The following is a 26,121-nucleotide window of genomic DNA, read 5'->3' on the forward strand; positions in this document are numbered from 1 at the left end:
ACAGCGCTGTCGTCGTCTACGACAACGCCGTCGGCCAGTGGGCGTCGCGGCTGTGGTGGCTGTTCCGCGCCTTCGGCTACGACGATGTGCGCGTTCTCGACGGCGGCCTCAAGAAGTGGGTCGCCGAGGGCCGCGCCGTCGACACCGGCCGTGTCGCGCCGCGGCACGCCGGCCAGTTCTACGCGGAAGCCGACGACGGCGTCTGGGCGGACAAGGCCTTCGTCCAGGGCGTGCTCGAGGGCGAGCACCCGGCGACGCTGATCTGCGGCATGTCGCCGAAGGAGTTCGCCGGCGAGGCAGGCAGCCGGCCCCGCCTCGGCCACATCCCGGGCAGCCGGAGCGTACCCGCCGCGCGCCTCGTCGACCCCGAGACGAATGCGTACCTCTCCCCCGAGCGGCTGTGCGAGGTGTTCGGGCCCGAGGTGGTGGAATCCGGCGAACCCATCGTCGCCTACTGCGCCGGCGGCATCGCCGCGACGAGCGACGCGCTCGCACTGGCGCTGCTGGGCCGCACCGACGTGCGCGTCTACGACGGCAGCCTCAACGAGTGGGCGTCCGACCCGGCGCTGCCCCTCGTCTGACTTACCGCCCCTGTTACGTTCCCGACAGATACCAGACCGCCTGTCCGGCCGGGCGGGTTCGTATCTGGCGGCAACGCAAAGCCGGAGCGCTACGCGAAGAACGCGGTGAGCGCGGCCGCGAGGTACGCGGGGTCGGCGACATGGCAGAGCTCGCGGGCCGAGTGCATCGACAGCAGCGGGATGCCGACGTCGACCGTCCGGATGCCGAGCCGGGCCGCCGTGAGCGGGCCGATCGTCGTTCCGCACGGCACCGCGTTGTTCGACACGAACTCCTGGTAGGGGATTCCCGCCCGCTCGGCCGCGTCCGCCCACAGCGCCGCTCCCAGGGCGTCGGTCGCGTAGCGCTGGTTCGCGTTGATCTTGAGCAGGGGGCCTGCGCCCACGACCGGACGGTTGACGGGATCGTGCTTCTCGGGATAGTTGGGGTGGACGGCGTGCCCGGCATCCGCCGAGACCACCCAGGATTCCGCGAACGCGCGCAGCCGGTCCTCGGCCGACGCGCCGAGGCCCGCGCCGATGCGCATGAGCACATCGTCGAGGAAGGAGCCGAGGGCGCCGGAGCGCGACTCGGAGCCGAGCTCCTCGTGATCGAAGGCGGCAAGCATCGGGATCGCGGCGGAATCCGCGGAGAGCAGGGCTGTCAACCCGGCGTGCACTGAGACGAGGTTGTCCAGGCGGGGACTCGCGAACAGCTCGCCCCGGTGCCCGAACCGGCGCGGCGGCTGGGTGTCGCAGGCGAGCAGGTCGTAGCCGACGATGTCACGGGTGGCGACCCCGGCCGCCTCGGCGAGCACGTCGACGATGTCGGCGACCCCGAGCGCGTCGCCGACCACGCCGAAGACCGGCTGGGTGTGACGTTGCTTGTCGAGCACGAGAGCGTCGTTCGCGGTGCGGTCGAGGTGGATGGCAAGCTGCGGGATCCGCAAGAACGGCCCGGTACGCACGAGATGCACGGCGCCATCGCGGGTTGCCACGCGCCCGGCGAGCTCGAGCTCGCGGTCGAGCCACGAGCTCAGCAGCGGCCCGCCATACACCTCGACGCCCGCCTGCAGCCAGCCGAGGCTCGCCGTCGTCGGCGCGGGCTTGAGCGCGAACCCTGGCGAGTCGGTGTGCGCGCCGACGATGCGGAACGGCGTCGTCGCTCCGGCGCCGTCCGGCACGACCCAGGCGATGACGGCGCCGTCGCGCACGACGACGTATCGGCCGGGAGCGGCGGGCCAGGCATCCGCCTCCCCGAGGGGCGCGAACCCCGCGGCCTGCAGCCGCGCCGCCACCTCGGCGGCGGCGTGATACGACGACGGGGACGCCGAGACGAAGTCGGCGAGGTCGGCGATATGGGCGTCGATGCTCGCGGCGGAGACGGTCATGACTTCATTCTCGGGCCACACTGGGCCCATGAAGTCATACCCGGAGTACTGGCTCGAGGACCCTGTCGACCTGCTGCGTGTGACCGAGGGCTTCCGCCTCGCCGACACCCCCACGGACGCCGCACCCGGCTTCGACTCGAGCCACAACCACGCCGACGACGCTCTCGCAGCGGGCGCGGCGATCCTCGACGACCTGCAGGAGCGCCTCTACGCGCGCAGCCGCGTCGGCGACGAGCGGCGGGTGCTGCTCGTGCTGCAGGCCATGGACACGGCGGGCAAGGGCGGCATCATCCGCCATGTGGTGGGCTCGGTCGACCCGCAGGGCGTCCACCTCGCCGCCTTCAAAAGGCCAACTCCCGAGGAGGCCGCCCACGATTTCCTCTGGCGCGTCGAGAGGCACGTTCCCGAGGCGGGACTCATCGGCGTCTTCGACCGCTCGCACTACGAGGACGTCCTCATCCAGCGCGTGCGGCAGCTCGCCGCGCCGGACGAGATCGAGCGGCGCTACGGCGCCATCAACGAGTTCGAGGCGACGCTCGCGGAATCCGGCACCACGATCGTCAAGGTGATGCTGCACCTCTCGCCCGCGGAGCAGAAGCGTCGCCTCGCCGAACGACTCGCCCGGGTCGACAAGCACTGGAAGTACAACCCGGGCGATGTCGACGAGCGCGAGCTCTGGCCGCAGTACATGGAGGCCTACCAGATCGTCTTCGACCGCTGCACGACGGCCGCTGCGCCCTGGTACGTCGTCCCCGCCGACCGGAAGTGGTACGCGCGCCTCGTGGTGCAGCACCTCCTGATCGACGCGCTCACGAGCCTGGACCTGCAGTGGCCTCCCGCAGCGTTCGACGTCGAGGCCGAGAAGGCTCGCCTGGCGTCGTCTCTGTGACGACGCCCGCCACCTTCACCGCGCACCCCATCACCGCCGCCGACGGCCGCCGCACGGTGGTCGACGAGTACACCCCGGACTTCCCGCTCGAGACCGACTCGGCGGTGCTGTTCCTGCCCGCGCTCGGGGTGCCGATCGGCTACTACCGGCCGCTGTTCGAGCAGTGGGCGGCGCGCGGGCGGCGGGTGTTCGGGCTCGAGATCCGCGGCCAGGAGCGCTCGTCGGCCTCCGACGTGAGGCGCAATGACTTCGGCTACGCGACGATCCTCGAGCAGGACCTTCCCGCAGCGCTCGAGCAGACGCCGCTCGGGTCCATTCCCCGCCTCATTGTCGTCGGGCACAGCCTCGGCGGCCAGCTCGCGCTCGCGGCCGCGGGCAGCGGAATCCTGCATCCCGACCGCATCGTCATGATCGCGAGCGGCTCGACGACCTATCGCGCGGCGAGCACGCCGCTGCGACGCGTGGCGCGCCGCATGGTCACACCGACGTTCCTGGCCATCACCGCGGTGGTCGGGCACTTCCCGGGCGACCGGATCGGCTTCGGCGGCCGCCAGCCGAAGACGATGATGGCCGACTGGCATCGCGAGGGCTGGTATGGCGCTTACCGCTTCGCGGGCACCGACGTCGACTACGAGGAGGCGCTCGGCCACGTCGACGTGCCGATCCTCGCCGTGACGTTCGCGCGCGACCCGTTCGTGCCGCACGCCTCGGCCGACCTGCTGCTCGCGCGCGTCTCGCCAGCCAGGCCCGACCGGGTGCGCCTCACCGTCGCCGACAACGGCGGGATTCCGCTCGACCACGTCCGGTGGGTGCGGCAGAATCCGGCGCTCGTCCTCGACGTGGTCGAGGGGTGGCTCCGGGCACGGCCGCCGAGTTAATCGCTTCGTAACGCTCGACGTCAGTCGCCGAAACAGCGTGTTCTTACTGTATACATCGCTGCATACAGTCTCGGATGCAGCCCTGGAACAGTGCACGCATGATCGGACTCCCCTATGCCAGATCAGCACCACCGCACCACTACTGGATCGCCCCCGACGCCCACCCTCGAGGTGCGCGAGCTCGTCAAGACCTTCGGGACGGTCCGCGCCAACGATGGCATCTCGTTCACGATCATGCCCGGCGAGGTCCACGCCCTGCTCGGCGAGAACGGCGCCGGCAAGAGCACCCTGGTCAAGTCGCTGTACGGGGTGCATCAGCCGGACTCGGGACAGATCCTCCGAAACGGCGAGCCCGTCACGATCCACTCGCCGGCGACCGCCCGCGAGCTCGGAATCGGAATGGTGTTCCAGGACATGCGCCTCATTCCGGCGCTGACCGTGTGGGAGAACGTCGCACTCCACCTCAGCGACACGCCGTTCGCGCTCAGACCCCGCGCCCTGCGGGCGCGGATCACCGAGACATCCGAGCGCTACGGCCTCGCCACGCATCCGGGCCGCAAGGTCGAGCACCTCTCCATCGGCGAATGGCAGCGCGTCGAACTGGTCAAGGTCCTGCTCGGCGGGCTTGACATGCTCATCCTCGACGAGCCGACCAGCGTGCTCACCCCGCAGGAGGTCAGCGGCCTCTTCGACATGGTCGCCCGGCTGAAGTCCGAGGGCGTCGCCATCGTCATCATCACCCACAAGCTGCGCGAGGTACGTCAGATCGCCGACAAGGTGACCGTCCTGCGCGGCGGCCGCACCATCCTCAGCGACGCACCGCCTGCCACCCTCTCCGACGACGAGCTCATCACCGCGATGGTCGGCGAACCGGTGGCGATCCTCGAGAAGCGTTCCACATCCGCGGAGCACGCGACCGCCGAGCCCATCATCGGCCTGAGCGGGGTCAGCGTGCGCCGCGTCGACGGCGACTGGGGACTTCGCGAGGTCAGCCTCGAGGTCCTCCCCGGTCAGATCCTCGGCGTCGCGGGCGTGGCCGGCAGCGGTCAGGACGAGCTGAGCGAGACCCTGCTCGGACTTCGCCAGCCGCACTCCGGCACCGTCATGCTCGACGGCGCCATCGTCGAGCTGCCTGCCGTCGCGCGCATGCGCAAAGCGGGCGTCATCGCGGTCGCTCCCGATCCGATCCGTCAGTTCGTCGTGCCCGGCATGTCCGTCGCCGAGCACGCCGCGCTGTGGAACGCGGCTGGGAGCTACTCGTTCGACACCCGGAAGGCGGATGCCGACCTCGCCCGCCGTGATGCGGCCGGGCAACTGCGGGTCGTCGCAGGGTCTCGGCGCATGGATCGCCTCTCCGGCGGCAACGTGCAGCGCGCCCTGCTCACCCTCGCGCTCACGAGCCCCTGCCGGGTGCTCGTCGCCTCGTATCCCACACGCGGCCTCGACATCCTGACGACGGAGCGCACGCGGACGCTGCTCAAGGAACTCTGCGAAGCCGGCAGCGCCGTCGTCCTCATCTCGGAGGACCTTGACGAGCTGCTCACGCTCAGCGACCGGATCGCGGTGCTCGCGGGCGGACGCCTCACCGGCATCGTCCCCGCCGCCGCCGCCGATCGGCGCAGCATCGGCGAGCTCATGACCGGCAAGGAGGCCGCAGCATGACCGTGCGGAACGACGAGGCCCTTGCCGTCGCGCCGCCGCGTGCCATCGCCGCGCTGCTCGGATTCGCCGCGCGCATCCCGTGGAAGCGGATCGGGATCGTCGTCGGCGCCTATGCAGCCTGCTTCGTCGCCTTCGCCGCGTTCAGCGCGTGGCAGGGCGGCAATCCGCTGACCTTGGTGCAGACGATGCTGAATTCCTCGATGCTCAACGGCGACGCGCTGGTTCAGACGCTGCTGCGCGCCGTTCCGATCGGGTTCGCGGCTCTCGCGGCCGCGATTCCAGCGCGTGCCGGACTCGTCAACGTCGGCGGAGAGGGACAGCTCATCCTCGGCGCGGTCGCCGCGACCGGCACGGGCCTCGCCCTCGGATCGCAGGTGCCGGGCCCCCTCGCCCTCGTGGCGACCGCCGCGGCCGGGGCGATCGCCGGGGCGGTCTGGGCGGGCATCAGCGCGGCGGCGCGAGTCTGGCTCGGTACGTCCGAGTCCGTCACGAGTCTTCTCATGAACTTCGTCGCGAACGACATCATGCTGTTCCTCATCTACCAGCCGTGGAAGGATCCGGCCGGATCAGGCCAGCCGCAGAGCAGGCCGCTGCCCGGCTCGGTGCGACTAGGAACGCTCTTCGGCGGACAGCTCAACATCGCGGTCTTCGTCCTCTTCGCCGTCGCCATCGGGATGTGGCTCGTCATTCGGCGCACCGGTTGGGGATTCGCGCTGCGAGTCGTCGGCGGGAATCCTGAGGCTGCGCGGCGCAACGGGCTGCCGATCAAGAGCCTCCTGCTGTCGTCGATGCTCGCGGGCGGCGCACTCGCCGGCCTCGGCGGCGCCCTCAACCTCATGGGCGTCGAAGGCCAGCTGCAGCCCGGGGTCACGACGACCTTCGGCTACATCGGATTCCTCGCCTGCTTCTTGGGCCGCAACGACCCGATCAAGGCGACGCTTGCAGCCCTGCTCTTCAGCGCGATCGCGCTGAGCGGCAACGGACTCCAGCTCGTCGAGGGCCTCGACGGCTCCATCGTCAACGTCCTGCTCGGAGCCATCGTGCTCACCATGCTCGCGATCGGCCGCAAGAACGGAGAGCGGATATGAACATCGTCGGCGAGGTTCTCACCACCGCCATCCCCGGAAGCGTCGCACTGCTCTACCCCTCGCTCGGCGAGCTGATCTCCGAGCGCTCGGGCGTCACGAACCTCGGCACCGAAGGCGCGATGCTCGCCGGCGCCCTCAGCGGCGTCGCCGTCACCATCGCCACCGGCAACCCGTGGCTCGGCGTGCTCGCCAGCCTCGTCGCCGGCGCCGCCTGCGGTGCGCTCCACGCCGGGGCCGTCGTGTGGCGCAGGGCCAACCAGCTCGCCAGCGGCCTTGTGGTGTGGTTCCTCGCTCTCGGTGTCACCTCGGTGCTCGGGTCCCCGCTCAACGGCCAGGTCATCGACCCGTTGCCCGCGGTGCGCATCCCCGGACTCGCCGACATTCCGGGTGTGGGGCCGGCCCTCTTCGATCAGAACCCCCTCGTGTACCTGGCCTATGTCGCCGTGCCCGCCCTGTGGTTCTTCATCACCTACACACGCCCCGGACTCACCTTGCGGGCCACCGGCGAGCGGCCCGCCGTGGTCTTCGCCAGTGGCAGCCATCCCTCGGTCATCCGCTTCGCCGCGGTCACCGTCGGCTCGGCGCTCGCCGGGCTCGGCGGGGCGCAGCTCTCGATCGGGATCGTCGGCAACTGGTCGGACGACATGACCAACGGATACGGCTTCGTCGCCGTGGCGGTCGTCATCTTCGCGCGCTGGAGCCCGATCGGCGTGCTCATCGGCTCCTACCTGTTCGGCGCAGCGCTCGCGGTGTCCTCTGTGGTGCAGGCCAACGGGATCGCAGTGAACCAGTACCTCCTCGATGCGCTGCCGTACGCGATCACGATCGTCGTACTCGTCATCGTGAGCGGCTTCGGGCGCAGCAATGCCCCCGAGTCTCAGCGCGACGCGCTGAGCGAAACCCAATAATGCGGCGGCCGCCCGGCCGCCGCACACAGCACCAGAAAAGAGGAGCAATGCACAAACGCACCCGCGCCGCCATCGCCATGATGACGGCGGCCGCAACGCTCGCGCTCGCGGCATGCAGTTCGTCGACCCCCGGGGGCGGCAGCAGCAGCAGCCCGGCCACGGCGGCCGGCAGCACGACGACTGTCGGCTTCATCATGGTCGGCTCGACCGATGACGCCGGCTACAACGAAGCCGTTTCAGATGGTGCCAAGGCTGTTGAGAAGGACCTTGGCACCAGCGTCAAAGTCATCACTGCAGACCAGATTCCCGAGAACGATTCCGTAACCCAGACGATGCAAGCAATGGTGAGCCAAGGCGCAAAGATCATCTTCGCCACCAGCTACGGATATTTCAAGTACGCCCTCGCCTTCGCCAAGGCGCACCCCGACGTCACCGTTCTGCATCAGGGCGGATTCCTCGACGGCACGTTCCCGGCGAACTTCGGAACCTACTGGGGCCAGGCCTATGACCCCGTCGGTCTCGGGGGGATGGCCGCCGGTGGCGTGACGCAGACGAACAAGCTCGGCTTCATCTACGCGTTCCCCATCGCGCAGACCATCGCTAACATCGACGCGTTCGAGCTCGGCGCCCAGAAGCTGAACCCTGCCGCGCAGACCTACGTCGTCAACACCTCGAGCTGGTGCGATCCGCTCAAGCAGAAGCAGGCGGTCACCGCCCTGCTCGACCAGGGTGTCGACGTGTTCAGCCAGCACCAGGACTGCCAGTCCACCGTGATCCAGGCGGTCAAGTCGGCCGGCAAGAAGATCGTCGGCTACCACTACGACGCCGCGGCGCTCTACCCCGACGGCTGGCTGACCGGCTCTGCATGGAACTGGGCGCCGATCTACGAGAAGATCATCGGCGCAGTCCAGGCCGGTACCTTCACCGGCGGCATCTACAACGCGAACTGGACCGGATCATTCGCCACCGGCGACAACCCGCTTGAGCTCGCATCCTTCGGAACCTCGGTGTCGGCGGACCTTCAGGCCAAGATCAAGGCCGAGCAGGCGGCGCTGACAAAGGCCGGCAGCTCGATCTTCACCGGTCCGATCTACTGCCAGGACGGCACCGTGCTCGTCGCAGCAGGCAAGGTGGCGACATACGCCGACACGAACTCGTTCTCGTGCCTCGTCAAGGGCGTGGTCGGAACGCTGCCGTCGAACTAGCCGCATGAGAACCGGGAGCCAGGACATGACCAGCATCAACGCGCGCCGCGCCTCGCCGCGCACTCGTGCCACGCCCGGCACGGTGGCGGAGACGATACCGTACGCGTGGCCGTGGGACGGCGTCGTCGATCTCGACGCCCTCGCGGTGCTGACTGTCCGGGCTCCCGGTCCTCTGCCGGACGGCCCCTGGCGCACGCATCTCGATGCGCTCGTCGAGGCGGCGCATCGCAACGGAGTGCGGGTCATCGAAGTGATCACGCATCCGCCGGGCGCCGACCCCGTCGGCGACTCAGGCCTGCCCGCGGACGGCGACCTCGTCGTGCGCGCGCAGGGCTGGAGCGGATTCTTCGGAAGCCCGCTCGATGCGACCCTGAACCGATTGGCTCTGACGCATCTTGTCCTCGCCGGCCACTGGCTCGAGATCGGGGTGCACTCCACGATGCGCGCCGCCAACGACCGCGGCTACGAATGCCTGCTCGCCGCAGACGCCTGCGCCTCCTTCGACCCCCTGCTCAGACCGAGCGCGCTCTCGTCGATCGAGATGTCAGGCGGCATCTTCGGCGCCGTCGGAGCGTCGCCGGCCATCATCGACGCCCTCAACGGCACCACCGCGCCCGCACCGACAACCGGAGACTGACATGACCGACACTGCATCCACCGCGACCTCCTACGGCCCTGTCGAAGCGAAGCCGTACCGCTGGCCGTACGACGGCGCGATCGACCCCGCGAAGACGGCCCTCATCAACATCGACTGGCAGGTCGACTTCTGCGGACCAGGCGGCTACGTCGACGCGATGGGCTACGACCTCTCGCTGACCCGGGCCGGGCTCGCGCCGACCGCGGTCGTTTTGGATGCCGCCCGCAAAGCCGGCCTGATGATCATCCACACCCGCGAGGGCCATCGCCCCGACCTCTCGGACCTGCCGCCGAACAAGCGGTGGCGATCGGCTCAGATCGGAGCCGAGATCGGGTCCGTCGGCCCGTGCGGCCGCATCCTCACCCGCGGCGAACCGGGCTGGGAGATCGTCGACGAGGTCAGGCCGATCGACGGCGAATACATCATCGACAAGCCGGGCAAGGGGGCGTTCTACGCGACCGACCTCGATCTGCTGCTGCGCAATCACGGCATCACGCACATCATCCTCACGGGCATCACGACCGACGTGTGCGTTCACACCACGATGCGCGACGCCAACGATCGCGGCTACGAATGCCTACTGCTGACCGACTGCACCGGGGCCACCGACTACGGCAACTACGAGGCTGCCCTCAAGATGGTCACGATGCAGGGCGGCGTCTTCGGTGCCATCGCGCACTCCTCCGCGCTACTGGCGTCGCTCGGGCGATGACGATCGTCCTCATTCACGGTGCCGCGACTGCTGCGACGGTCTGGCGGTCCTTGCTCGATGAGCTCGGCGATCTCGACGAAGCCGTGATCGCGCCGCAACGCGAATACAGCGGCGACTGGGAACGCGAGCTCGACGCACTGGAACCGCTCTGCTCGGAAGCCCTGGTCGTCGGCGTGAGCGGCGGAGCCACCCTCGGCCTGGCGCTCGCCCTGCGCGGCGTTCCGCTGCGCGCGGCGGTACTGCACGAACCGGCTGCGGGTTCCCTCGCGCCCCATCTGCTCGACGATGTCGCGGCAGCATGGCGGCAGAACGGCGTCCTCGGATTCGGCCATGCGTTGTACGGGTCGTCGTGGGGCCGCGAGCTCGCGCCGGCCGAGGATGACACCGTGGCCAGAGATTTCAGCATGTTCCGGGCTTTCGAGCCGCTCCGGCCGCGGCACCCCCTCTCGCAGCTCGTCATCACGGTCGGCGAGCTGTCGCCGCCAGTCCGGCACGAGTCGGTGGCTGCACTCGCAGAATTGACCGGGGCCCGCACGGCGACCGTCCCCGGCGGGCGCCACGCCGTGCACCTCGACAACGTGACGGCATTCGCCGCGGTCATCCGTGCGAATGCCGCGATGGTGAAACAGAAGGGCTAGACATGCAACACCCCGAGCAATCCTCACGGGTCAACGACGACACGGCGAAGAAAGCAAGGTCTCGCGGAGACCTCGTCTATGTGCGGCTGCGCAGCCTGCTCATGGACGGCTCTTTCGCGCCCACGGATCGCCTGACTGAGGAGGCACTCGCGGAGCAGTTCGAGGTCTCGCGAACGCCGGTGCGGGAGGCGCTCGCCCGGCTCCAGACCGACGGGCTGGTCGAACGCCGCGACGGAAGCCTCTACCTCTACATTCCGAGCTTCGACACCCTTTCCGAGCTGTACGAGGTCAGGATCACGCTCGAACTGCACGGCATCCTGCGCGTGATCGACGACCGCAGCCTGAGCCACGACCGCGAGCTGCTCGGAGCCGAACTGCAGCGCTGGCAGACACTGCGCGAACAGCCGCCGGCGCCAGACGCTGGATTCGTCAACATGGACGAAGGATTCCACGTCGCGCTCCTCCGCTCCTCCGGCAACGCCGCCCTCGTCGACACCCTTCAGGCGGTGAACCGGCGCATCAGGCCGGTGCGCATGTACGACTACCTCACCGAAGACCGCCTCGAGGCGACCGTCACCGAGCACATCGGCATCGCCGAGCTCGTTCTCGACGGCGACCTGCGCGCCGCGGAGAAGGCACTCCGTGTGCACATCGACGAATCGCGCCAGGTCGTGATGGAGCGCGCCGCGAACGCTCTGCCGATCGGTCTGGGGCACGCGCTGCGGAGTCGCGGATGAGCGCGTCCTCCCGAGAGCGGGTGCTCGCCGCGTACCGGTCGATCGACGAACTCGACCGACCGGAGATCTGGATTCATCTCCGCCCGCTCGTCGAGGCGTTGGCCGCCGCCGCCGACATCGACCGCCGTGTCGAGACCGGGGAGTCATTGCCGCTGGCGGGAACGGTCTTCGCCGTGAAGGACAACATCGACGTCGCCGGAATGCCCACGACGGCAGCATGCGCCCCGTTCTCCCACCTGCCCACGGTTTCGTCACCGAGCGTCGCTCGTCTACTCGACGCCGGAGCGGTCGTGCTCGGGAAAACGAACCTCGATCAGTTCGCGACCGGGCTCGTCGGAACGCGCAGCCCGTTCGGAGCCGTCCGCAGCGCACTGCTGCCCGATCGGGTCTCGGGAGGATCGTCATCGGGCTCGGCCGTCGCCGTCGCACTCGGCATCGCCGACTTCGCGCTCGGCACCGACACCGCAGGGTCGGGGCGCGTGCCTGCGTCATTCAACGGCATCGTCGGGATCAAGCCGACCATTGGCCTCGTGCCGACGGAGGGAGTCACCCCTGCCTGTCGCTCCTACGACTGCGTGACCGTATTCGCGCGCTCCCTCGCCGCCGCCCAGCTGCCGTTGCACCTCATCACCGGGCCGTCCCCGACCGATCATCGTTCGCGGACCTGGCCCGCGCAGACCAAGCTGGCCGCACCACCTCATCCCGTGGTGGCGATACCCCGCGATGACGATCTCACCCCGCTCAGCGCGGCCGCCCGGCGCGCCTTCGCCAACGTCGCCGCGGCGCTCGAGGCCGCCGGTGCCGAACTCGTGACGATCGACATCACGCCCTTCCTCGATTCGGCTCGGCTGCTCTACGACGGCGCCCTGGTCGCCGAACGCTACGAGGCATTCGGCGCGTTCCTCGAGGCGAACCCGGATGCCGCTGATCCGAGCGTGCTCTCGATCATCCGCCGAGCCCGCGACGTGCGCGGTGCCGACGTCGTGCGCGATCAGAACAGCGTGCTGGAGTTTCGCCTCCGTGCCGAGCGGACGCTCTCCGGCGCGGACGCGCTGCTTCTGCCGACGACCACGCATCACCCCACATTCGACGAGGTGGCGGCCGACCCGATCGGAGTGAACAGCCGGCTGGGCACGTACAGCAACTTCGTCAACCTGCTCGACATGTGCGCGGTGAGCGTTCCCGCCGGCGAAGCCGACGGCGGCCCGTTCGGCGTCACCGTCATCGCGCGCTCGTTCCAGGATCAGATCGCCCTCGACATCGCCGCACTGGTCGTCGGCGAGACCGCCCTCGACGCCTACCCGGCAATCGGCATTCCGGTCGTCGTCTTCGGCGCGCATATGCGGGGTATGCCGCTGAACGCGCAACTCGTCGAGATCGGAGCACGCTTCGTTCGCGAGGTGACAACAGCCCCGCGCTACCGCATGTACGCGCTGCCCGGGATTCCGGCGCGGCCGGGGGTTATCGCGGCGGCCGACGGCCAGCAGGGGGTCGGCATCGGCGGCGAGGAGTGGCTGCTCCCGCCGGCCGGTATGGGCGTCTTCATCACAATGATCCCGCGTCCGATGACGCTCGGGCCCGTCGAATTGAGCGATGGCCGCACGGTCACCGGGTTCGGGTGCTCGGAACCCCGGGGCGCCGACGTCAGCGAGTTCGGAGACTGGCGCAGCTATCTGGCCGACGCGGGCTGACGGGCTCGGTCCTCAGCTCGACGCCTTCGCGTTCGACTCGTAACTCGTGTTCGTCGACTCGAAGAAGTTGACGAGCTCGAGGGTGTCGTTCGCCGTCGCCATCCACTTCGCCGGGTTCGTCACCTTGTACTCGGGGTCGAAGCCGAGCTCCTCGAGGCGGCGGTCGGCGAGGTACTTGACGTACTGGTTGATGTAGCCGGCGTTGAGGCCGAGGATGCCCCCGGGGAGCAGGTCGTTGTTGTACTGCTCCTCCATCTCGACGGCCTCCAGGATCATCTGCTTGATCTCGGCGGCGAACTCGGGCGTCTGCAGGTCGGGGTTCTCCTCCAGCACGGTGAGGATGAGGTTCATCCCGAATTTGAGGTGCAGCGACTCGTCGCGCACGATCCAGTCGACGAGCGAGCCGAAGTTGCGCAGCAGGTTCCGCTGGCGGAACGAGAGCGCCACCATGAAGCCCGAGTAGAACCAGATGCCCTCGAGGATGATGTTGTACGCGATGAGGTTGCGGACGAAGTCCTTCTTGCCCTCGGTGGTGGTGATGTCGATCTTCTCCTCCGTCATGCGGCGGATGAACTTCACCTCGAACTCCTCCTTCCGGGCCATCGACGGGATGTCGACGTGGGCGCCGTACGCCTCTTCCCGGTTGATGGGGAACGTCTCGAGGACGTACTCGAACGACATGGAGTGGTTCGCTTCCTCCCACATCTGCTTCGCGAGGTAGAGGTGCGCCTCGGGGGCGTTGACGTACGGGTAGACGCCGAAGGCGAGCGCCTTGTTGACGAGCAGTTCGTTCGGGTTGAAGTACGAGATGAGGAAGGTGACCGCGTGGCGCTCCTCGTCGGTCATCTTCTTGAAGTCGGCGATGTCCTCGCCGAGCTGGATCTCGTTGGGGAACCAGGTGTTCGCCACCGCCTGGTCGTAGAGGTCCATCGCCCACTGGTAGCGGATGGGCTTGAGCAGCAGGCCGTCCTTCACGCCGGTGCCGAGGATGGGCATAGTTCGCTCCCGTTCAGTTCGTTTCTTTACAGCATCGATCCGGGTGCGGATGCGTCAGGCGCCGAGCCCGCCGAATCCGCGGCGTGCGGTGGCGCCGGTGGGGACCGGTGCCGAAGTGCCGGGCGTCTCGGCCGCGACGGCGCCGAAGCCCTTCTTGCCCACGATCTCCTCGGCCTTGTTGACCTTGACGGTCGATTGCTCGGCCTGGTGACGCGGCTTCATGTGGAGGTAGTACGTCGTCTTGACGCCCTTCTCCCACGCGGCGGAGTAGATGTCGATCATGTCGCTGACCTCGCGGGTCTCGAGGTACATGTTGCGGCTGATCGACTGGTCGATCCACTTCTGGGCCCGTGCCGCGACCTCGATGAAGGAGTACGGCGAGAGCTGGAAGCTCGTCTTGTAGACGGCCTTGATCTCATCGGGGATCTCGGCGATGCCCTGGATGTCGCCCTGGCTGCGCAGCACCTGCTCGCGCACCTTCTCCCACAGGCCGTGCTGGCGCAGCGCATCGACGAGGTTGCGGTTGACCTCGAGGAACTTGCCGTTGGAGGTCGCACGGCTGAAGATCTGCGAGAACTGCGGGTCGAAGCCGGGCGTGGTGCCGGCGACGAGGCCGATCGACGCCGTTGGGGCGATGGCCATGAGGGTCGCGTTGCGCATGCCGCCCTTGACCTGCTCGCGCAGCGCGGCCCAGTCGAGGCGGGTCTTCCTGCTCACCGTGATCGGCACCCCGCGGTCCTTCTCGGCGAGGTCGATGGTGTCGAACGGAACCATGCCCTGCGACCAGCGCGAGCCCGCGAAGTTCGGGTAGGAGCCGCGCTCCTTGGCGAGGTCGATGGATTCCTGGATGGCGTAGTACGAGATGTGCTCGGCCACCTCATCGATGAGGTCGTAAGCGGCTTCCGACTCGTACGAGATGCCGAGGCGCTCGACGACGTCGGTGAAGCCCATCATGCCCAGCCCGATGGCGCGGTTGTTGATGTTGGCGTGGTCGGCCTCGGGCACCGACGACATGGTGATGTCGATGAGGTTGTCGAGCTGGCGCACCGCGAGGCGGGCCGAGCGCTCGATGGTTGCCCAGTTGAAGGTGCCGTCCGCCTGCAGGTGGCGCGAGAGGTTGATCGACGCGAGGTTGCACACGGCGATGTTGTCGATGTCCTGCGGGAGGCAGATCTCGGTGCAGAGGTTCGACAGGTGGATCGTGCCGGTGTTGTTGTTGATGGCGCGGAGGTTGATGGTGTCCTTCCACGTCAGCCACGGATGGCTGGTGGTCTGGAGGCTCATCAGGATGTCCTTGAACTGGGCGCGCGCCGCGATCTTCTTGAACATGTGGATGCGGCCGGCCTCCGCCTCGGCGGCGTAGAACGCGTAGCGCTCGGAGAACGCCTTGCCGTAGAGCTCGTTGAGGTCGCTCACCTCGAGCGGGTCGAAGAGATACCACGGCTCGTCGTGCTGGACGCGCTTCATGAACTCGTCGCTGATCCACACCGCGGTGTTGGCCGTGCGGGTGCGGCGGTACGGGTCGCCGGAGTTCTGGCGCAGGTCGAGGAACTCGGGGAAGTCCATGTGCCAGTTCTCCATGTAGAAGCACAGGGCGCCGAACTTCTTGCCGCCGCGGCTCACGGCGCGCAGGACCGAGTCGATGGTGTGCATGAACGGGATCGGGCCGGTCGAGACGGTGTTGTTCGAGCGGATCGGCGAGCCCTGAGCGCGCAGCTTGGTCACCGAGAGGCCGATGCCGCCGGTGCCCTTCGTGATCCACATGACATCGCGCACGCTCTTGGCGATGTGCTCGATGTCGTCGTGCATCTCCATGACGAAGCAGTTGGAGAGCTGCGGGAACTTGGTGCCCGCGTTGACGAGCGTCGAGCCCGCGGCGAGGTAGTCGAGGGCGGACATCGTCTCGTAGAACTCGATGGCGACGTCGGTGGCTCGGGCCTCGTTGAGCGAGAGGCCCATGGCGATGCGCATCCAGAAGTACTGCGGCACCTCGAGCGGTTCGCCGTTGCGGGCCTTGATGCCGTAGCGGTTGTTGAGGGTGACGAGGCCGATGTACTTCAGCAGCGAGTCGTGTGCGGGGGTGAGCGCCTCCGCGAGGCGATCGAGGTCGAACAGCGCGGGGAAGCGCGGATCGAGCAGGCCCTCGGCGACGCCGCGCTCGACGTAGGCGCGGAACTTCGAGCGGTGCAGCTGCAGCAGCTCGGCATCCGTCTCGTAGTCGCCGAGCACGCGCTTGTAGATCGTCTTGAGCAGCAGGCGGGCGGCGACGGTGTCGAACTCGGGGTCGTCCTTGACGTTCTGCAGCGCGACCTGGATGACCGCCTCGTCGAGCTGCTGGGTGGTGATGCCGTCGAAGAGCGTGAGCTCGAGCTCGCTCGCGATCTGGGTCACCCAGGTGATGTTCTCGTCGAGGCCCGCCGCCGCCTTCTCGATGGCGAGGTTGATCTTGTTCGCGTCGTACGGCTCGCGCGTTCCGTCGCGCTTGACGACTGTGATCGCCATGGTTCACTCCCCTGGTTACGGCCCTGGTCCGGCTCGCGCTGCTGCGTGGAAGATCACTATATGCCGGGGGTACGACAGCAACCTGACACAACATCTAGTGGGCGTGTCCTCCACAGTGGAGGGTCGGTCATGCACAGATCAGGGCCGGTTCTCCACACGGATTCCACATACCCGGCCGATAGGATCGACCTCTTGTGAGCGCGTACGGAGCGGTGCTGAGGGCGCCGGGGGTCGCCCGCATCATCGCGGCGCAGCTCACCGCGCGCATGCCCTGGGGGATGGTGTCGCTCGCCGTCCTGCTGCACGTCCAGCACGTCCACCACAGCTACGGCGCCGCCGGTCTCGTGCTCGCCGGCAACGGTGTTGGGCAAGCCATCTCGGGCCCGCTGCTCGGGCGCCTCATGGGCGTTCGCGGCATGCGCCCGGTGCTCATCGCGACGACGGCGGTGTGCGCGGCGATGATGCTGCTCATCGCGCTCGTCGTCATGCCCCTGCCCATGACGATGGGCGTCGCCCTCGTCATGGGGCTCTCCGGGCCGCCGGTGACGCCCGCCGTGCGCACGATCTACCCCAAGATGGTGAACTCGTCGCTGCTCACCCCGCTGTTCTCGCTCGATGCCGCAGCCCAGGAGCTCATCTGGGTGCTCGGGCCGGTGCTCATCACCTTCGTCTCGACGCAGGTCTCGACCGTGCTCGGCCTGCTCATCTGCGCGGGGTTCCTCGTCGGTGGCGGCGCGTGGTTCATCTCGCTCCCCGAACTCGGGCGCGTCCGCATCCCGCGCAGTAAGCGCCGCTTCGGCATCGTGCTCAGGAGGCCCACGATCCTCGTCGCGACGGCGACGGGATTCCTCCTCATCGGCTCCTACGCCGCCGTCGAGGCCGGCGTCATCGCGGCCTTCCCCGGCCAGGGCGTCGAGGCGGGCATCATCCTCGCGATCTCGTCGGTCGGCTCGCTCACCGCCGGCCTCGCCTTCGGCAACCTGCCCCTCGGACCGTGGGCGCTGGCCCGGCGCATGGCGGTCGTGTTCTTCGGCGTCGCCCTCGCGGCCGCCTGGCTGAACTTCTGGTGGATGGCGCTGGCGCTCGCCATCGCCGGCGCCGGCATCGCGCCCGCACTTGCGGCGATGTCGACGCAGGTCTCGTCGAGCGTGAAGTTCAGCGACACCGCCGAGGCCTACGGCTGGGTCAACACCGGGCAGCTCATCGGCGCCGGCATCGGCAGTGCGATCGCGGGCGGGCTCATCGACGGCCACGGCGCGGTGGGAGCGTTCTGGGTGTCGGCGGCGGCTGCCGGCGTGGGCATCCTGGTGCCTGCCGCCTTCGTGCGCTGGCTACCCGACATGCGCGGCAAGCACGCCGGGCCGATCCCCGACACCGAGCCGATCCCGCTCGACCTCAGCTAGCTTCCGCGCATCCCGCCGGATGCCGCTTTCGGCGGCATTCGAACGGGCATCTGACGGGGCTCGCGGCTAGGAGGCGGCTGCCCGAGACCGCACGGCGCGCAGCAGGAATCCCGCGGCGAGGATGGCGGTGCCGAGTGCGATGGACTGCCAGGGCAGCGTCAGCACGAGCGCGGCGCAGCCCAGCATCCCGAACCACGGCACCCAGCGCAGCGTGCGGCGCGCACCGCCCTGACGCAGCGCCGCGAGGTTCGCAACGAAGTAGTAGAGCAGCACCCCGAAGCTCGAAAAGCCGATGGCCCCGCGCAGGTCCGTCGTGAGGACGAGCGCGATGACGACGAGCGCAAGCGCGATCTCGGCGCGATGCGGCACCTGGCGGCGCCGCTCGACGGCGGCGAGCCAGCGCGGCAGATCGGCGTTGCGGGCCATCGCGAGCGTGGTGCGGCCGATGCCGGTGAGGAGCGAGAGCAGCGCGCCGAGCGCGGCGAGAGCGGCGCCGATCTGCACGACGGTCGCAGCCCAGTCGCGGTGGGCGATCTGCACGATCGCATCGACGAGCGGCGCCGGCGACGCCGCCGTGCGCAGCGCGCCGAACTGCCCGACCAGCACGGCGCCGACCGCGAGGTAGACGACGAGCACGATGCCGAGCGCGATCGGGATGGCCCGCGGAATCGTGCGCGCGGGATCGCGCACCTCCTCCCCCATCGTCGCGATGCGCGCATAGCCCGCGAAGGCGAAGAAAAGCAGGCCGGCCGCGGGCAGAATGCCCCACGGCCCACCCGTTGAGACGCCGACGACCAGCGCCGAGCCGCTCGTGTGGTAGGCGGGCGGCGCGACGAGCACTGCGACGAACACCACGAGTGCGGCGAGGACGAGCACGACGAGGATGCGCGCGAGCCGCGCGGTGCGCGTCACCCCGAGCAGGTTGACCGCGCAGAGCGCGGCGACGGCCGCGGCCGCGGCGGGCCGCTGCCAGGCATCCGGAACCGCATAGGCGGCGAAGGTGAACGCCATCGCCGCGCAGGACGCCGTCTTGCCGATGACGAAGCTCCACCCCGCGGCGAAGCCCCACCACGGCCCCAGCACCTCGCGGCCGTAGACGTAGGTGCCCCCGGAGGTCGGGTACACCGCCGCGAGCTGCGCCGACGCGGTGGCGTTCGCGAAGGCGACGGCCGCGGCGACGACGAGGCCTGCGAGCAACCAGGCTCCTGCCGCCTGCGCGGCTGGCGCCCACACGCTGAACACCCCCGCGCCGATCATCGACGCGAGGCCGAGGAACACGGCGTCCCCGAGCCCCAGCCGTCGCGCGAGTGCGGGCTGCGTCACACGGCGAGGCTAGTCGTCCGCTTCGACGAAATCGCCCCCTCCGCGACGAGGTGAGGGCGATTTCCTCGAAAGCAGCAGCAGTCCGATCCCGGGCGCGGCCCGGTCGGGGCCCGAGGCGTCAGCCGCGGAACGGCTTCAGCGCCTCGCCCAGCGCCACGATCTCGTTGAGCTGCGCCCGCAGCACCGTGGCCTGCTGCTCGTTGGGCTCGAACACCCCGTCGTCGGTGAGCTGCTTCTGCGGGAAGTTGATCTCGACGTTGCCCCGCGTGATGACGAGGCCCACCGCCGAGGCCGGGATGCGGAAGGTCGCCTGAGCGCGCGTGCCGCCCGAGTTGCCGCCCCAGTTGACGAATCCGACCGGCTTGCGCACCCACTCGTTGTTCAGGTAGTCGAGGGCGTTCTTGATGGGCGCCGAATAGCTGAAGTTGTACTCGGGGAAGAGGAAGAGGAAGCCGTCCGCCGCGTCGACCCGGGCGCTCCACGCCTTGGTGTGATCGTGCACGTACTGTTTGAAGCGCGGGTGGTTCGGTTCGTCGAGCAGCGGCAGGCCGATCTCGGCGAGGTCGGCGAAGTCGACCTCGAAGCGATCGTCCTCCTCGGCGGCCTGCTTCACCCACTGCGCGATCGGAAGGCCGACGCGGCCCTCGCGGGTGCTGCCGAGGACGATGAGGAGCTTGGTCACAGGGGGGATCTCTCTTCTGTTGTGTCTTCCGGCCGTCACCAACGGTCGTGAACGGCGGCGCGGAAATACCAGCCATAGATGTCAACCACCCGGGCACTGAATTCTTCCCCGAGCTCGGGTACCGAGGCCACCGCCGCGTTCGCGAGCACCTGGTCGACGTTGCGGGCGCCGGGGATGACGCTCGAGACGCCCGGGCGCTGCGCGACCCACGCGAGCGCGGCCTTCGCCGGCTGCAGCAGGTCGCGATTGTCGATGCCCCACTCGCGGCGCAGGTCGGCGACAGCGCCCGCGAACTCGTGCGCCGCCCGGACGCCCTGCTCGAAGTCGACGCCGGAGAACGTCTCGCCGACATCGAACGCCTCGCCATGGCGGTTGTAGCTGCGGTGATCGGTGGGGGCGAACGTCGTCGTCTCGGTGTAGCGGCCGGAGAGCAGGCCCGATGCGAGCGGCACCCGTGCGATGATGCCGACGCCCGCCTCGCGCGCGGTCGGCAGCACGGCGTCGAGGGGCTTCAACCGGAACGCGTTGAGGATGATCTGCACGGTGGCCACGCCCGGCCGGGCGATCGCGGCGAGGGCCTCGGCGGCGGTCTCGACGCTGACGCCGTAGTGCGCGATGACCTGCTCGTCGACGAGCTGGTCGAGGGCGTCGAAGACGGCATCCGTCTGGTACACCGGCGCGGGCGGACAGTGCAGCTGGACGAGGTCGATGGTGTCGACGCGCAGATTCGCCCGCGACCGGTCGAGCCAGGCGCGGAAGTTGGCGAGCGTGTAGTTCTCGGGAACCTGCGGGGCGCGGCGACCCATTTTGGTCGCGACCGTGATGCCGGAATCCGGGTTCGCGGCGAGGAAGCGGCCGATGATGCTCTCGCTGCGGCCGTCGCCGTACACGTCGGCGGTGTCGAAGAACGTGATCCCGGCCCCGGCGGCCGCCTCGAGCACGGCGAGCGCGTCGGATTCCGTCACAGAGCCCCAGTCGGTGCCGAGCTGCCAGGTGCCGAGGCCGATGACCGAAACGCTGCGGCCGGTGCGACCAAGGGTTCGGGATTGCACACCTCGAGCCTAGGCTCGTCTCCGTGACCGATTCGATTCCCGGCGTCGCGATCCTCACCGATGAGTTGCTCGCGCGCATCCGCTCCCGTGCCGCGGGCTACGACGCCGCCAACGCGTTCTTCACCGAGGATTTCGACGAGCTCGTCGCGGTCGGCTACCTCAAGGCGTTCGTCCCCGGGACCCACGGCGGGCTCGGTCTCAGCGTCGCCCAGGTGGCCCGCGAGCAGCAGCGCCTCGCGGGTGCGGCCCCCGCGACGGCGCTCGCGGTCAACATGCACCTGGTGTGGACCGGCGTCGCCAAGGTGCTCCACGACCGCGGCGACCCGAGCCTCGACTTCGTGCTGCGCGAGGCCGGTGAGGGCGAGGTGTTCGGCTTCGGGGTAAGCGAGGCGGGCAACGACCTCGTGCTCTTCGGCTCGACGACGGATGCCGCGCCGCAGCCCGACGGCGGCTACCGCTTCACCGGCACCAAGGTCTTCACCTCGCTCTCCCCGGCGTGGACGAAGCTCGGCACCATGGGCCTGGACGCGACGAGCGCGGATGCGCCGAAGATCGTCTGGGGGTTCGTCGATCGCGGCGAGGGCATCGAGGTGCGCCCCGACTGGGACACCGTCGGCATGCGCGCCAGCCAGTCGAACTCGACGAGGCTCGTCGGCGCGCTCGCCCCGGCCGACCGCGTCGTGCGCCGTCTCGACCCCGGCCCGAACCCGGACGGCCTCCTGTTCGGCATCTTCACCGTGTTCGAGATCCTGCTCGCCTCGGTCTACACCGGCATCGGGCAGCGCGCGCTCGAGATCGCCGTCGAGACCGTGAAGAAGCGGATGTCGCTGAAGAGCGGCAAGCCCTACTCGCAGGACCCCGACATCCGCTTCCGACTCGCCTCCGCCGCGATCGAGCAGGATGCCCTCGCCCCGCAGATCCACGCGCTCGCGAGCGATCTCGACAACCTCGTCAACCACGGCGGACTGTGGTTCGCCAAGGTCGCCGGCCTCAAGGTGCGCGCCACCGAGACCGCGCGGGAGGTGGTCGACAAAGCCATCCGCGTCTCGGGCGGCTCGTCGTACTCCTCCTCGAGCGAGCTCGGGCGGCTCTACCGCGACGTGCTCGCCGGCCTCTTCCACCCGAGCGATGACGAGTCGGCTCACAGCACCGTCGCAGCAGCATGGCTCGGCCCACTCGCCTAGGGCTCAGAACCGGCGTCCGAGCGGATGCCCCGTGGCTGGGCGTCCTGGCGTTGACGAGTTTCTTCCAGTACTTCCGGGGCGCAGCGGCTGACGGAACGGTGTTCCTCGTCTGCGGGTTGGCTCTCGCCGCCGACATGGCGGGTCTGCTGGACCGTTTCGACCGCGTCACCGGCAGCTTCGAGCCGCCGCTCGGCGCCGGCGTGGCGGGCGCCGTCGCATTCGCCATCGCGCTCAGCCTGCTTCCCGAGTTCAGCGCGGCCGCCGGAATCCTCGTCATCATGGTGGGCCTCGTCGCGATCCCGCTCATCTGGCCGGGCGGCGACATGAGCGTCGAGACCGACAACGCCATCCGGCGCGCCGCGCTGCTGTGGTCGAGCCTCGTCGTCGCACTGTGCCTGTGGGAGCTCGCCAACTTCTTCCTGGGGCACTCCTCGGCCAGGGCGGACTGGAATCATCCGGCGCTCTCCGACCTGCTGCGGCCGCTGTGGACCGCTCCCGTGCTGCGCGGGTTCGGGGTCGCGATCTGGCTGCTCGGCGGCTACGCGCTGGTGCGACGCGGCAAGGAGCGCCGATGAGCAGAGTCATCACCATCGGCGGCTACCTCGTCGTCGGAGTCCTCATGCTCGCGCTGGTCATCGGCTCGCACCGCCGGCCCCAGGTGGTGGCGCCGCTGTCGCGACTGCTCGACCGCGTCATGGCGCTGCGGGGAGTGCGCCTGACGCTGATCGCGTTCTGGTGGTGGCTGGGCTGGCATTTCTTCGTCACCGCGCCCTAGGAACCGCGAGGCGGGACCGTATTCTGGCCGGCGGCGCTACGCTGCCCGCATGAGCGCCTCGACCCCTGCGGCTCCGGCCGCCCCTTCTGTCCAGCAGCACCGCCGCTACGGTCTCACCCCGCGCCGCTTCCTCAAGGTCGCCGACCCCACGACGACTCATCCGGCGGTCATCGCCCAAGCCCAGCACCGCGCCGCGAGCATCCAGCTGCGCATCGCCGACGCGATCACCGCGTTCGCCGGTTCGATGATGTTCGTCTACATCCACATCGTGCTCTTCGTGATGTGGATGCTCTTCCTCGAGCACAGCCCGTGGCCGACTCTCACGCTCGTCGTGTCGCTCGAGGCGATCTTCCTCTCGACCTTCGTCATGGTCGGGCAGAACCGGCAGGCCGCGTTCCAGCAGGCCAAGGCCGACCGCGACTACCAGGAGCAGGAGACCCTGCTCGTCGAGAACACCGATCTCACGCGGATCATTCACGAGCTGTCCCGGGAGATCCGCGATCGGGTCCTCGCGGAGGTCACCGCGCACGTCGCCGCCGAGCAGGCGAAACAGACCCCGCCCGCCGCGGAGAGCTGACCGGTTCGCCCTAGGAGTGCGCCTGCCGGTACGCGTCGATGACCGCGGCGGCGACCTTGCCGCGCTCGGACACCTCGATGCCGTTGGCCTGGGCCCACTCGCGCACGACGGTGTAGCCGGGGCCGGACTCGCCGCTCGGGCGCACCGCGGATGCCGCTCGGGCGCTCCGGCGGCCGCCGACCGCGCGGGCGACGGCGAGGTAAGGAGCGAGAGCGGACTCGAACGCGGCGCGGTTCGCGGCGGTGAGGTCGATCTCGTACGCCTCGCCGGCGAAGGCGAAGGCGACGGTTCCGCCGTCGTCGCCGTCGATGACCGTGCCGTCGAGATCGTCGATGAGTTGAACCGTCGTCCGCTTCATAGCGGCCACTGTATCCAAGGCCGGCTCGCGTACGCCGTGCCCGTGCTCCTCGCGATGGCGCGTGCCGCGCGGCCGCAGTCGCGGCGTGGCTCGATCAGACGGGCCACGGTGTGTGCGGCACGCGCTGGTGGTGCGGGAGCAGCGTTCTCGCGAATCGTCTGCCGGGTCGCGGTAGATCCACCTACACTGGCCAGCATGGACTCCGACGAGACGCAGCCGACGACCCCTTCCGAGGAATCGAAGCGCAAGTTCCTCGAGGCCATCGAACGGAAGAAGCAGCAGGGCGCGAGCCGCAGCGGCGCCGGCGGAGCGGATTCCGGCGTGCACGGCGTCCACACCCGCATCGGCGGCAAGCGCGAGTTCCGCCGCAAGAGCGGCGGTTGACGCTCCACAGCGTGACGGGACTGGACCCCGCGTCGGCCTGGTCGTCGTCCTGATCCAGAAGCCGTCATGACGCAACCGGCGCGACTGCCTGCTCTTGCCCCGTGGTCGATGATCATCGGCTTCGGGTTCGTGAGCCTCGCGATCGACATGGTCTCCGACGGCGCGATCTCCGTCAGCGGTGCACTCCTGGAGCAGCTCGCGGCTACCGCGACGCTCGTGGGGCTGGTCACCGGCGGGGCTGAGGCCCTCGCTCTCATGCTGCGGCTGGTGACCGGGCCCTGGGCCGATCGCACCCGCGCCTACTGGGGCTTCGCCATCGCGGGATACAGCGTGTCGGCGATCAGCGTGCCGCTGCTGGCGCTGAGCCCGTTCCTCGGCGGCGCGGGACTCGTCGTCGCGAGCGTGCTGATCCTGCTGGAGCGCACCGGCAAGGCGGTGCGCGCGCCGGCGAAGACGGTGCTCCTCGCCGAGCCCGCCGAGGCGGTGGGGCTGGGCAAGGGCTTCGGCGTGCACAAAGTGCTCGACCAGGTGGGATCCTTCGTAGGCCCGCTCATCGTCTCCGCGATCACCGCGGCCGCGGGAGCACTGTGGCCGGCGTTTCTCGTGCTCATCGTGCCCGCCGGGTTCGCGATGGCACTGATCGCCTGGCTTCACGCGCGTGTGCCGGACGTCCGGGTCTACCGTGCCGCCGAGCTCGTCGGCACACCGACATCGGCCGACCCGACGAGCCCCGCCCCTGTAGTGCCCGCCTCGCGCGCAACTTTCGTGCTCTTCGCCGTCTTCGCCGCCCTCACCGAATTCGGCCTGTTGAGCTTCGGGGTGATCTCCTTCCACCTCGCCGCGGCCAATCTTGCGTCGGTCGCCGCGGTTCCGCTGGTCTATGCGCTGGGGATGGCCGTCGCAGCGCCTACGGCTGGTTTTCGGCCTTCCAGGGCGCGGGTGCCTTCCTGGGCGGGACCGTCGCCGGCGCCCTGTACGGCCAGACGACCACGCTGGTCGTCATCGTCGGCATCCTCCAGGCCGTGGCGTTCGGGCTTCTGCTCGTCCTGTTGCGCCGGCGCCCGCGAAAGACCACCCGAACCTCGTGACCAAACGCATCATGGCATCCAGGACCGATGGCGGGGGCATCCGTCGCCGGAGTATCTCCTCACCCGGTCTCCTTCGACATGATGCGCGAATCCGCGGCTCGCAGGCGGAGTGCGCCGGAAACGGCCCGGTCGGCCGAATCGACTGACGAACTCGCCTGCAACTGCCACGCCGGACTCTGCCTCACCGAACGCTCCACCGGCTCACCAGCACCCTCAGCAACACGTCCTCGGCGGGTCCCATCGCGCCCGGGCGGGGTCCCCCACGAACGTGTTATCTTTATGAACCAGTAAGTTCATTTCAGAGTGCAGAGGTCAGCGTGGACTTTCACGATTCACCCGAAGAAGCGGCCTTCCGCGCCGAAGTGCGCGAGTGGTTGAAGGCCAACGCCCAGCCCAGCAGCGGGGAAGCCGGCATGCTGTCGGAATCCGGTGACGAGGCGGAGTATCAGCGCAGGTCCCAGGAGTGGCAGGCGAAGAAGTTCGATGCCGGCTGGGCGGGCATCACGTGGCCGAAGGAGTACGGCGGCCGCGGCGGGACCCCGATCCAGCAGATCATCTGGGGTCAGGAAGCGGCCCACTACGACGCCCCCGAAAGCATCTTCACGATCGGCATCGGCATGGGCGGGCCGACCGTCATGACGCACGGCTCCGACGAGCTCAAGGCCCGCCTGCTGCCTCGGCTGCTGCGCGGTGACGACATCTGGTGCCAGCTGTTCAGCGAGCCCGGGGCCGGGTCGGATGTGTCGGCGGCGCGCACGCGTGCCGAGCGTGACGGCGACGAGTGGGTCGTGAACGGGCAGAAGG

General features: G+C 69.1%; 27 protein-coding genes. 20 read left to right on the plus strand and 7 right to left on the minus strand.

Going from position 1 to position 26,121, the window contains the following annotated elements:
* The coding region (locus M7D61_RS02305) for a rhodanese-like domain-containing protein (RefSeq protein ID WP_298227188.1) at nt 1–581 on the plus strand (581 nt) is incomplete at its 5' end.
* A gap of 89 nt (nt 582–670) precedes the next feature.
* Here the strand turns inward: M7D61_RS02305 and M7D61_RS02310 are convergent.
* Nucleotides 671–1,948 (minus strand): M18 family aminopeptidase, encoded by a 1,278-nt coding sequence (locus tag M7D61_RS02310; RefSeq protein ID WP_298227190.1) that lies wholly within the window; start codon nt 1,946–1,948, stop codon nt 671–673.
* 28 nt (nt 1,949–1,976) lie between these two features.
* Between M7D61_RS02310 and M7D61_RS02315 the strand changes: the two genes are divergently transcribed.
* The 11 genes from M7D61_RS02315 (at nt 1,977) to atzF (ending at nt 12,993) form a co-directional block, all read left to right on the plus strand.
* Nucleotides 1,977–2,837, plus strand: coding sequence for a PPK2 family polyphosphate kinase (locus tag M7D61_RS02315; protein WP_298227192.1), 861 nt, complete (start codon nt 1,977–1,979; stop codon nt 2,835–2,837).
* Nucleotides 2,834–3,715 (plus strand): alpha/beta fold hydrolase, encoded by an 882-nt coding sequence (locus M7D61_RS02320; protein WP_298227194.1) that lies wholly within the window; start codon nt 2,834–2,836, stop codon nt 3,713–3,715. The genes M7D61_RS02315 and M7D61_RS02320 overlap by 4 nt, the downstream gene beginning before the upstream one ends.
* A gap of 114 nt (nt 3,716–3,829) precedes the next feature.
* Nucleotides 3,830–5,377, plus strand: coding sequence for an ATP-binding cassette domain-containing protein (locus M7D61_RS02325; protein ID WP_298227196.1), 1,548 nt, complete (start codon nt 3,830–3,832; stop codon nt 5,375–5,377).
* Nucleotides 5,374–6,465 (plus strand): hypothetical protein, encoded by a 1,092-nt coding sequence (locus M7D61_RS02330; RefSeq protein ID WP_298227198.1) that lies wholly within the window; start codon nt 5,374–5,376, stop codon nt 6,463–6,465. The genes M7D61_RS02325 and M7D61_RS02330 overlap by 4 nt, the downstream gene beginning before the upstream one ends.
* The gene (locus tag M7D61_RS02335) at nt 6,462–7,373 is read left to right on the plus strand and encodes an ABC transporter permease (protein ID WP_298227200.1); all 912 of its coding nucleotides are present in this window, start codon (nt 6,462–6,464) and stop codon (nt 7,371–7,373) included. The genes M7D61_RS02330 and M7D61_RS02335 overlap by 4 nt, the downstream gene beginning before the upstream one ends.
* Nucleotides 7,374–7,420: 47 nt before the next feature.
* On the plus strand, nt 7,421–8,578 hold the full coding sequence (locus M7D61_RS02340; RefSeq protein WP_298227202.1) for a BMP family ABC transporter substrate-binding protein: 1,158 nt from the start codon (nt 7,421–7,423) through the stop codon (nt 8,576–8,578).
* Between the two features lie 4 nt (nt 8,579–8,582).
* A complete protein-coding gene (locus M7D61_RS02345; protein WP_298227204.1) occupies nt 8,583–9,215 on the plus strand; it encodes an isochorismatase family cysteine hydrolase in 633 nt (210 codons plus the stop codon).
* Nucleotide 9,216: 1 nt separating this feature from the next.
* Entirely contained in the window at nt 9,217–9,927 is a 711-nt protein-coding gene (locus M7D61_RS02350; protein ID WP_298227206.1) for an isochorismatase family cysteine hydrolase, read from the plus strand.
* Nucleotides 9,924–10,565, plus strand: a complete 642-nt coding sequence (locus M7D61_RS02355; RefSeq protein ID WP_298227208.1) for an alpha/beta hydrolase — start codon at nt 9,924–9,926, stop codon at nt 10,563–10,565. Before M7D61_RS02350 ends, M7D61_RS02355 begins: the two co-directional genes overlap by 4 nt.
* A 2-nt stretch (nt 10,566–10,567) precedes the next feature.
* Nucleotides 10,568–11,302 (plus strand): GntR family transcriptional regulator, encoded by a 735-nt coding sequence (locus M7D61_RS02360; RefSeq protein WP_298227211.1) that lies wholly within the window; start codon nt 10,568–10,570, stop codon nt 11,300–11,302.
* Nucleotides 11,299–12,993, plus strand: a complete 1,695-nt coding sequence (atzF, locus tag M7D61_RS02365; protein WP_298227213.1) for an allophanate hydrolase — start codon at nt 11,299–11,301, stop codon at nt 12,991–12,993. The genes M7D61_RS02360 and atzF overlap by 4 nt, the downstream gene beginning before the upstream one ends.
* 12 nt (nt 12,994–13,005) lie before the next feature.
* On the opposite strand, the gene M7D61_RS02370 is transcribed toward atzF, so the two are convergent.
* A complete protein-coding gene (locus M7D61_RS02370) occupies nt 13,006–13,989 on the minus strand; it encodes a ribonucleotide-diphosphate reductase subunit beta (protein WP_298227215.1) in 984 nt (327 codons plus the stop codon).
* Nucleotides 13,990–14,043: 54 nt separating this feature from the next.
* A complete protein-coding gene (locus tag M7D61_RS02375; RefSeq protein ID WP_298227217.1) occupies nt 14,044–16,491 on the minus strand; it encodes a ribonucleoside-diphosphate reductase subunit alpha in 2,448 nt (815 codons plus the stop codon).
* A 194-nt stretch (nt 16,492–16,685) separates the two neighbouring features.
* Between M7D61_RS02375 and M7D61_RS02380 the strand changes: the two genes are divergently transcribed.
* Nucleotides 16,686–17,894, plus strand: coding sequence for an MFS transporter (locus tag M7D61_RS02380; protein ID WP_298227219.1), 1,209 nt, complete (start codon nt 16,686–16,688; stop codon nt 17,892–17,894).
* Nucleotides 17,895–17,960: 66 nt separating this feature from the next.
* On the opposite strand, the gene M7D61_RS02385 is transcribed toward M7D61_RS02380, so the two are convergent.
* The 3 genes from M7D61_RS02385 to M7D61_RS02395 form a co-directional block, all read right to left on the minus strand.
* Nucleotides 17,961–19,217, minus strand: coding sequence for an APC family permease (locus M7D61_RS02385; protein WP_298227221.1), 1,257 nt, complete (start codon nt 19,215–19,217; stop codon nt 17,961–17,963).
* Nucleotides 19,218–19,335: 118 nt separating this feature from the next.
* On the minus strand, nt 19,336–19,899 hold the full coding sequence (locus M7D61_RS02390; protein ID WP_298227223.1) for an NAD(P)H-dependent oxidoreductase: 564 nt from the start codon (nt 19,897–19,899) through the stop codon (nt 19,336–19,338).
* 35 nt (nt 19,900–19,934) lie between these two features.
* Nucleotides 19,935–20,951: an aldo/keto reductase gene (locus tag M7D61_RS02395; protein ID WP_298227225.1), complete on the minus strand. Its 1,017-nt coding sequence runs from the start codon at nt 20,949–20,951 to the stop codon at nt 19,935–19,937.
* Nucleotides 20,952–20,974: 23 nt separating this feature from the next.
* Here M7D61_RS02395 and M7D61_RS02400 point away from each other — a divergent pair, with 23 nt between their 5' ends.
* The 4 genes from M7D61_RS02400 to M7D61_RS02415 are packed head-to-tail and all read left to right on the plus strand — an operon-like array spanning nt 20,975 to nt 23,487.
* Nucleotides 20,975–22,135, plus strand: a complete 1,161-nt coding sequence (locus M7D61_RS02400) for an acyl-CoA dehydrogenase family protein (RefSeq protein WP_298227228.1) — start codon at nt 20,975–20,977, stop codon at nt 22,133–22,135.
* A gap of 50 nt (nt 22,136–22,185) precedes the next feature.
* Nucleotides 22,186–22,710, plus strand: coding sequence for a hypothetical protein (locus M7D61_RS02405; protein WP_298227230.1), 525 nt, complete (start codon nt 22,186–22,188; stop codon nt 22,708–22,710).
* Nucleotides 22,707–22,910 carry a DUF6186 family protein gene (locus M7D61_RS02410; RefSeq protein WP_298227232.1) on the plus strand — a complete coding sequence of 68 codons (204 nt, stop codon included), beginning with the start codon at nt 22,707–22,709 and terminating at the stop codon, nt 22,908–22,910. The genes M7D61_RS02405 and M7D61_RS02410 overlap by 4 nt, the downstream gene beginning before the upstream one ends.
* Nucleotides 22,911–22,959: 49 nt before the next feature.
* Complete coding sequence (locus M7D61_RS02415) at nt 22,960–23,487, plus strand: DUF1003 domain-containing protein (RefSeq protein WP_298227234.1); 528 nt, start codon at nt 22,960–22,962, stop codon at nt 23,485–23,487.
* A 10-nt stretch (nt 23,488–23,497) separates the two neighbouring features.
* On the opposite strand, the gene M7D61_RS02420 is transcribed toward M7D61_RS02415, so the two are convergent.
* The gene (locus tag M7D61_RS02420) at nt 23,498–23,845 is read right to left on the minus strand and encodes an Lsr2 family protein (RefSeq protein WP_298227236.1); all 348 of its coding nucleotides are present in this window, start codon (nt 23,843–23,845) and stop codon (nt 23,498–23,500) included.
* A gap of 195 nt (nt 23,846–24,040) precedes the next feature.
* On the opposite strand from M7D61_RS02420, the gene M7D61_RS02425 reads away from it, so the two are divergent.
* The 3 genes from M7D61_RS02425 to M7D61_RS02435 form a co-directional block, all read left to right on the plus strand.
* On the plus strand, nt 24,041–24,229 hold the full coding sequence (locus M7D61_RS02425) for a DUF5302 domain-containing protein (protein WP_298227238.1): 189 nt from the start codon (nt 24,041–24,043) through the stop codon (nt 24,227–24,229).
* A 66-nt stretch (nt 24,230–24,295) separates the two neighbouring features.
* Complete coding sequence (locus M7D61_RS02430; protein WP_298227239.1) at nt 24,296–25,399, plus strand: MFS transporter; 1,104 nt, start codon at nt 24,296–24,298, stop codon at nt 25,397–25,399.
* Between the two features lie 235 nt (nt 25,400–25,634).
* The coding region (locus M7D61_RS02435; RefSeq protein ID WP_298227241.1) for an acyl-CoA dehydrogenase family protein at nt 25,635–26,121 on the plus strand (487 nt) is incomplete at its 3' end.

Source organism: Gryllotalpicola sp., from assembly GCF_027352875.1.
GTDB lineage: Bacteria > Actinomycetota > Actinomycetes > Actinomycetales > Microbacteriaceae > Gryllotalpicola.